General features: G+C 37.5%; 5 protein-coding genes. 3 read left to right on the top strand and 2 right to left on the bottom strand.

All coding sequences use genetic code 11. The annotated features are described in order from the left end of the window. A partial coding sequence (locus tag PN450_RS09230) for a DUF2207 domain-containing protein (RefSeq protein ID WP_271836092.1) occupies window positions 1-922 on the bottom strand: 922 nt, incomplete at its 3' end. Window positions 923-1,082: 160 nt separating this feature from the next. Continuing rightward, complete coding sequence (locus tag PN450_RS09225) at window positions 1,083-1,451, bottom strand: hypothetical protein (RefSeq protein ID WP_271836091.1); 369 nt, start codon at window positions 1,449-1,451, stop codon at window positions 1,083-1,085. 256 nt (window positions 1,452-1,707) lie between these two features. Between PN450_RS09225 and PN450_RS09220 the strand changes: the two genes are divergently transcribed. From PN450_RS09220 to PN450_RS09210, 3 genes are all read left to right on the top strand, one after another. Further along, complete coding sequence (locus tag PN450_RS09220) at window positions 1,708-2,913, top strand: ATP-binding protein (RefSeq protein WP_271836090.1); 1,206 nt, start codon at window positions 1,708-1,710, stop codon at window positions 2,911-2,913. 135 nt (window positions 2,914-3,048) lie between these two features. After that, window positions 3,049-4,350: an RNA-guided endonuclease InsQ/TnpB family protein gene (locus tag PN450_RS09215; RefSeq protein ID WP_371735122.1), complete on the top strand. Its 1,302-nt coding sequence runs from the start codon at window positions 3,049-3,051 to the stop codon at window positions 4,348-4,350. 233 nt (window positions 4,351-4,583) lie between these two features. Next, entirely contained in the window at window positions 4,584-6,950 is a 2,367-nt protein-coding gene (locus tag PN450_RS09210; RefSeq protein ID WP_271836089.1) for a bifunctional serine/threonine-protein kinase/ABC transporter substrate-binding protein, read from the top strand. Window positions 6,951-7,269 lie beyond the last annotated feature (319 nt).

The raw sequence follows: 7,269 nt of genomic DNA, 5'->3' as shown, positions 1-7,269 counted from the left end.
TTACTGGAATCACCTGTTCAAACTCGTTATGGTATGGGCAGTTTGTGCAATGGACGTTTACTCTTTGGTTTCCTGTATGAGTAGTAGTTGCAGGAACTAATACTGTATAATTCCAGTTGAGCGTAAGTTTTTCACATTCAGGACATTTTTGATCATTGATTGCTGAAAATATGTAATAGGCAATTGGGGCAAAAAAGATCAGAAACATAAAGTTAGTTAAATTAAAAACTTTATCAAAGTCGAAAAACCCGCTTTTTTGCCAATTAGCTTGAGGAATATTGAGAATTTCACTCTTGAATGTTACCTGAACTTCTAACTCTTCCTGGGGTGGAATAGCCTGATTTGCTACAAATTCCAATGTTTTTGGATTTACTTGACTGGCTGTAGCTGGTATACCAAAATTTTGAAAATCTTCGACTTTACCTGATAAAGCTTCTGGCAGTTGTACCCTAACTTTTGCTGCTTGAATTGGGGCTTTACGGTCAGCAAAAATGGCTTTCCAGTAAACTTGAGTATTATCACCATTAATATGCAGTCCACCAACTACACGATATTTAATTACAAAAATATGTGATTCTGGTGCTTTTAATTGATGTTGCCAACGAATCCAAAATTGATTATTTTCAATTCCAGTTTCACTAGGAATGATTTGATTATTTTCTTGAACCGTTACTTCCTTAATTTCATCAACTTTATCCAAAGGAATATAACGATATCTTTGATTTGTCCAATCTGATGTAAAAACATACTTTTGTGTTTCTGTAACTAACATATCTCCGTTATTTTGGATGGCAATATCAACGTTAATATAGTCCCAATAAAAAGGAGGTGTTTGTGCGGTAGCATGATTGAGAGAAAGACCAATAGTGAAAAATAGAGCAATGCAAAATAGAGAGAATCTTCGGATGAGTTTAGTCCACATAATTTGATCCTTTATCTGATTTTCAAGAATTATTTATGAAGCGGAAATGTGAAATTTCCGCACAATAATCAAAGGTTTTTCTATGACTCAAATTCATAGCATTGAGAGCTTGAAAACTTTACTTTTTGACATAATTTTTCTGGTTTCAATTTTGAATTGTTTACAATGTGTCTTTGCTACCCAAATTTTTTTCTTCGGTGTCTGCAATATTGAGAAGTTCTATGATGTCTTTACGCGCCAAATCTGGATCTTTGTTTAGAGGTATAATCTTGTAGTAAAAAGTGGCATACATTCCTTCTTTAGAAACTGTAGCCCAACCGCTTGATATGTCATTAACTTTGCTTTCCAATTGCTTTGTTTTTTCTGCGTCTGGAGGTGTTTTAGAGATTCGAGAAAAAGACATTACAGCAATAACATCATTATTGAGCATTCTTCCAAGTTCTGGCACGATAAATCCATATTGAGTCCGATTACCCTCAACTCCAGCTAATATTGAAATACGTCCATCTTTTTGGACTTCATAATTCATACCTTAACGATCTAAGAAGGCTGTAATCGTCGAAGGTTTGGTTTGAGCAAATGCCTGAGTTGATAACAAACTCATAAGTGAAACTGTAGTAACAGCGGTTGAGATAAAACGCTTCATAAGTGTTTTCCGTCGTCCTTGAGGAATATACTTAATATCACTGATCGGAATTAAGTATTTCTAGTTAAGTTTCAGTTCACTACAAGACTGATCTAAAATTGAGCTTGACAGATTTAGCACAAGCCTCTAATAATCTCCCATGCCTAGTCTCAAACTCTCAGTTACCGGACTACAAATCATCAAACAAACTCGGAAAGAAAAAGGATGGACGATTGATAATCCTTGTTGGTTAGAAGCCGCGAGTCAAATTCTCGAACCCACACGGAACTGGGAAAATGCGGAAGTTTTTGCAAATGGTGTATCTTTGCCCACTTGGAAACGGTTTCTGAAAGGTGATGCTATTGATGCCTCAGTATTCAAAGCGTTTTGTCAAATTTTGGGGCTAAATTGGCAAGACGTACTGGCACGTTCCCTGGATTTTTCTGGATCTAGTACATCCCAAATCCCTAATATTCCCTTATTCTTTGGGCGGGGTTATGAACTGCTAACTCTAACTCAAGCAATTGAACAAAAAATACCCTTGATTGTGATTACAGGGATGGGAGGTATTGGTAAAACGGCTGTAGCTTCAAAACTTGCCCAAGCTGTGCAGTCTAGGTTTCAACAAACGCTGTGGTTTTCTTTTCACCGCACCTTACCAACAACCGATTTGCGATCGCTACCACCGAAAACACTACTAATTTTTGATGGTTGGGATGGAATTCTGGGAGGCGATAGCTTCGCTCGCCGTAGGCATCGCGCTGGCAAATATCTTCCTGAATATGTTTCCTATAAAAGTTTTCTGGAATCGGTAGTGCAAACACCCCATGAAAGTTGCGTAATTTTGACCAGTCGTGAACAACCAGAAGGATTAAATAATTTAACGGCCAATGGTGCAGTTTTTTTGCCTTTGGGTGGACTAATGGAAGGTGCAATTGAGCTTTTACAGCATCATCGGCTGATATTTGATGCCGAACAATGGATGACATTGGTAAATCTATATGGTGGTAATCCATTATTTTTAAATATGGCAGCAAATTTAATTCACGAATTATTTGCTGGGAATGTGGGAGAATTTCTGGCTTCGGGAACTATTGTCACTGATGAATTTGAACCACTGGTGACGCAATGGCTTAAACACATTTCGTCTCTGGAACAAACTCTACTTAAATGTTTAGCTACAAATTCCCAGGGATTGACTCGTGAGGAAATACAATTAAAACTTATAAGCCATGCCTCAACAGGAAATATTTTATCTGCACTTTTATCTTTAAAAAGACGGGCATTAGTGGAAACCCTGAAAGTAAATACACAGGAATACTTTATTTTGCAGCCTGTTATTCTAAAATGTGTACAGCGTTTATAAATCTCTCGGTAAGCGTAAAACTCAGCGTCTTCAGACCTGAGATATAAGCGACTCGTGCGACTTTAGTCGCCTAAGTTCTTCTTGATTAATTTATCATTTTGTGAAATCATAAATATAATAGCGAAAATCCAAATCATGGTCAAAAATAAACCCTTAATGGGAGTTCAACAAGTCCTATTATCCCCTGATAAAGATACTAAAGCAATATTAGAGTATCTTTGTCAACAATCAGGTAAACTCTATAACTCAGGGGTCTATTTTGCTAGACAAACACTTTTCAAAACTGGTAAGTTACTCACTGGTAAATTCGACCTAATATATGAGTCAACTGTGAGCAAGACCAGATTAGCAAGTTCACTACCTTCGGTAGTTGCTCAACAAACACTAATCTCAGTAAGCGAAGCTTTTAAATCCTTTAAAGAATTAAAAAACAAATTCAACAAAAGTGAGTTACTTTTTAAACCTAAGCCTCCTAGCTACCTTGAAGGATCTAAACTTTTTAAAGTTGCGTTTCCCAATACTGGAGCGGGTAAGCCAACTCTTGAAAATAATCAAATTAGATTTCCTTTAGGGTTGACAGTAAAAAGATGGTTTGGAATATCTGAATTCTTTCTCCTAATGCCAATTAACTTAGATTTCTCAAAGGTCAAAGAGTTGACTATATTACCCAAAAATGGGGCTTTTTACCTGGAGTTGTCTTATTTGGTTGAGAAAAAGATCACTGACTTAAATATTAGTGAAGCCCTATCAATTGATTTGGGAACTGCCGATAATTTAGCAGCCTGTGTAGACACTTTAGGAAATTCTTTTTTAATTGACTCAAGAAAACTAAAAGCTGACAATCAACTCTGGAATAAAAAAGTCTCTACTAAAAAAGAAGGCAAGTCAAGTGACTACTGGGACAGTTGGTTAGATCGAGTCACCAGAAAACGAAACCATCAAATGAGAGATGGGATCAACAAAAGTGCAAGGTTGATTATTGACCACTGCCTCAAAAATAAAATAGGTAACTTAGTTCTAGGTTGGAACGATGGGTTTAAACTGAATTCCAATATGGGTAACTTGAACAATCAAAAATTTGTTCAAATGCCATTAGGTAAGTTGAAAGATCGACTTAATCAACTGTGTTGCCAATATGGGATAAACTTTCATCTGACAGAGGAGAGTTATACTTCAAAATCGAGTTTTTTAGATGGAGACTCCCTACCCAAGTACGGTGTTAGCGAAGCGGGGCGAAGCCCAAAACCCCAAGGGTGGAAAGCATCTGGGAGACGAATTTTGAGAGGACTTTACTTAACAGGTGAAAAGTTTTTAGTAAATGCTGATCTTAATGGATCAGCGAATATCTTAAAAAAAGTAACGGGAAAACTTAAACTCAATTTAAGTAAACTCACTAGACGGTGTTTGACCACCGTAACGAGAATTAGATTAAATTAATTCTGTCTGTAGAATCTCAGTGTCTTTAGACCTGAGAGTGTCAATTACTTCTCATTTTTAGATGATGTTTAAAAACCTAACCCCCCTACCTCTCCCTAACCCTCTCCTAAGAGGAGAGGGAAGCAGAAAAACTTTTTTTAGCTGGGGGTTTCAAAGCCTCTCTCCTTGCAGGGGAGAGGTTTGGAGAGGGGTTGATTTGATTTATACACTAAAACCTTTTCAGGCATCCTCTTATGGCTTACTGTATCAATCCAGATTGTTCACAACGAAAAAATCCTGATAATTGTGCAGTATGTCAAGCTTGTGGAACAGCACTTTTACTGCAAAATCGCTACAGGCTGATCCATCCCCTACAACTTGAGACACATAGCTATACAGAAGTATTTGAAATCGAAGATTTACTTGAGCGCGAGCGCCCCAAGGTTCTCAAGTCACTAAAAAATGTCACACCTGATCTACTTCGATTATTTGAACAAGAAGTATCAATACTTACCGATTTACGACATCCTGGTTTACCTGTTGGTGAAACTATATTTCCACTTTTTTTGCAGACAAATCGCCAATTACGCTGTTTCGTGATGAAAAAAGTTCCTGGTGAAAATTTGCAGACTTGGCTATCTAAAAATCAATATTTAACATCATATAAAATAGCTTTAGATTGGTTATATCAATTAGTTGAAATTCTCGAATTTGTACATAATAATAGTTTTTTTCATCGGGATATCAAACCTGCAAATATTATGCTTCGTCCTGATGGAAAATTAGTTTTAATTGATTTTGGTGCGGCGCGTCAATTGACCCAAACTATTGTTAATAATCAGCCAGTAACAGTGATTATTTCCAGTGGTTATACTGCTCCCGAACAAATGCAAGGACAAGCAGTTCTCCAGTCAGATTTCTATGCTTTAGGTCGGACTTTTATATATTTACTGACAGGGATTGATCCGGCTCATGATAGTCGCGCTCGTTCCTACAATTGGTTTAAAAATATTAAAGATAAAAAAAATCCTCAAAGCTTAATTCATCTAATTCAAACGATGACGGATACCGATCCACAGCGTCGTCCACTAACTGCTCAAGCAATTCTAGAAAAAATTGCCAATATTAAAAATAAAAAATATCCGCAGTTGCAATGGCGAAAATTCTATTTAATGATAGCTTGCGGTGTTTTGATTACTATCGGATCAAAACTAATTTATGAAAAAACAGCACTACCTCTGATCTGTGATAATGTTCTAGAAGATAATCTTAGTTGTGGTGAAGAAATCCTTATTCCTGATAACTTTACGGAATCAAATCAGCCGCCAGTAGAAAAGCGATCAGCAATTGAACAATATCGAGCTAAAAATTTTCCTGACGCTATACATTTATTTACAATTGCTTTCAATCAACAACCAGATCCAGAAACTTTAATTTATCTCAACAACGCCAAAATTCAAACGCAATTTACCACAAATAAAATTCATACGATCGCAGTTACAGTTCCACTTGGGCGTTCTACTATTAGAGGGTTGGAAATCTTGCGGGGTATAGCTCAAGCTCAAACTTTGATTCTGCAAAGTGGCCAGCCTTTACGGATTCTAATCGCTGATGATCATAATCGTGCAGATAGCAACACTGGCAATAATGCTCGTCGAATTGCCAAAAAATTGGTAAAGTATCGAGATTTACTCTCGGTTGTGGGTCATTTTTCCAGTGATGCAACCAAACAAACGCTGCCAATTTATCACAAAGCAGGGATAGTTTTAATTTCTGCAACTAGCACTTCTGATCGCCTCAAAAGTCCTATTTTCTTCCGTACTGTACCTAGCGATCGCATTGCGGCACAAAAAATGGCCACCTATCTCTTCTCGGAACTGCAACAGCGAAAAGCAGCAATTTTTTACAGTCAGGATAGTGAGTATGCTCAATCTTTATCAAGAGCGTTTCAAGAGGCTGCAAAATTACTGAAAGGGAATGTGATTAATCAGCAACCAGCTTTCAATCTGGCTAGAGATAATTTTGATGCGAAAGCGGCTTTAAATCAAGTCAAAACTCAAGGTGGAACGGCGATTGTCGTTATTCCTGATGCTGGAGTAGGATTACATAATGCCATTCCCAATGCTTTAAATGTCATACGATCAAATGTCAACCAAGCTTGGATTGTGGCAGGTGATAGTCTCTATAATTCTGACCTACTCAAAGCTGATAAAATTGTCTCACCACAGGGAATTGAACGAACGGCGTTAGCGATTGCATGGCATCCCATGAATGATCCTAACTCGGCGTTTGTACAGCAAGCTCAAATCCTCTGGAAAATCCCCAAAAAAGCACTTGCTACCAATACTGAAATCTCTTGGCGAACAGCAACAAGCTATGATGCAGTATTAGTCTTAAACAAAGCCATCACACAAAACCCCACCCGCAGCGGCATTCAAAAAACTCTTACCCAACCACAATTCTCGGTTAGAGGGACAACTGGAGTAATTCAATTTGAGGAGGGCGATCGCAAATATGGCACAATTACAATGGTTGTGGTGCGTCGTCATTGCAATTCCAGTGAGTTTGTGTTTACGCCAAGCGATTTCACACTAAAAGACTGGAAAAATTGCGGAGAGTAGTAATTTTTATAAGGGAAATGCCGAAAACCCTTGAAGATGTAGCTGACTTAGGAAGCTACATCTGTGCTTTAGACAAGGGATGAAGGCTAGAGGCAGGATTTATTCTGCATTGACATTAATTTAAAAATTTGAAATAATTTCAAATTTTAATCCATATTCGTGAGACAATTAAATTGTCAGCAAAGACATTAAAAACCTACCGGGGGACTCTCGGAAAGTTACGCTTGTCAGAGATGATTCTGCCAGTAATGGCAAACAGGATCAGGGCAAGAACCCAAATATTTAAAGAACCCTGCCTGAATCTGGGATAACTGAGAGA

Origin of the sequence: Dolichospermum lemmermannii CS-548 (assembly GCF_028330815.1) — a bacterium.
GTDB lineage: Bacteria > Cyanobacteriota > Cyanobacteriia > Cyanobacteriales > Nostocaceae > Dolichospermum > Dolichospermum lemmermannii.
The sequence above is the reverse complement of the archived record's forward strand: the minus strand, read 5'-3'. Positions and strand labels throughout refer to the sequence as shown.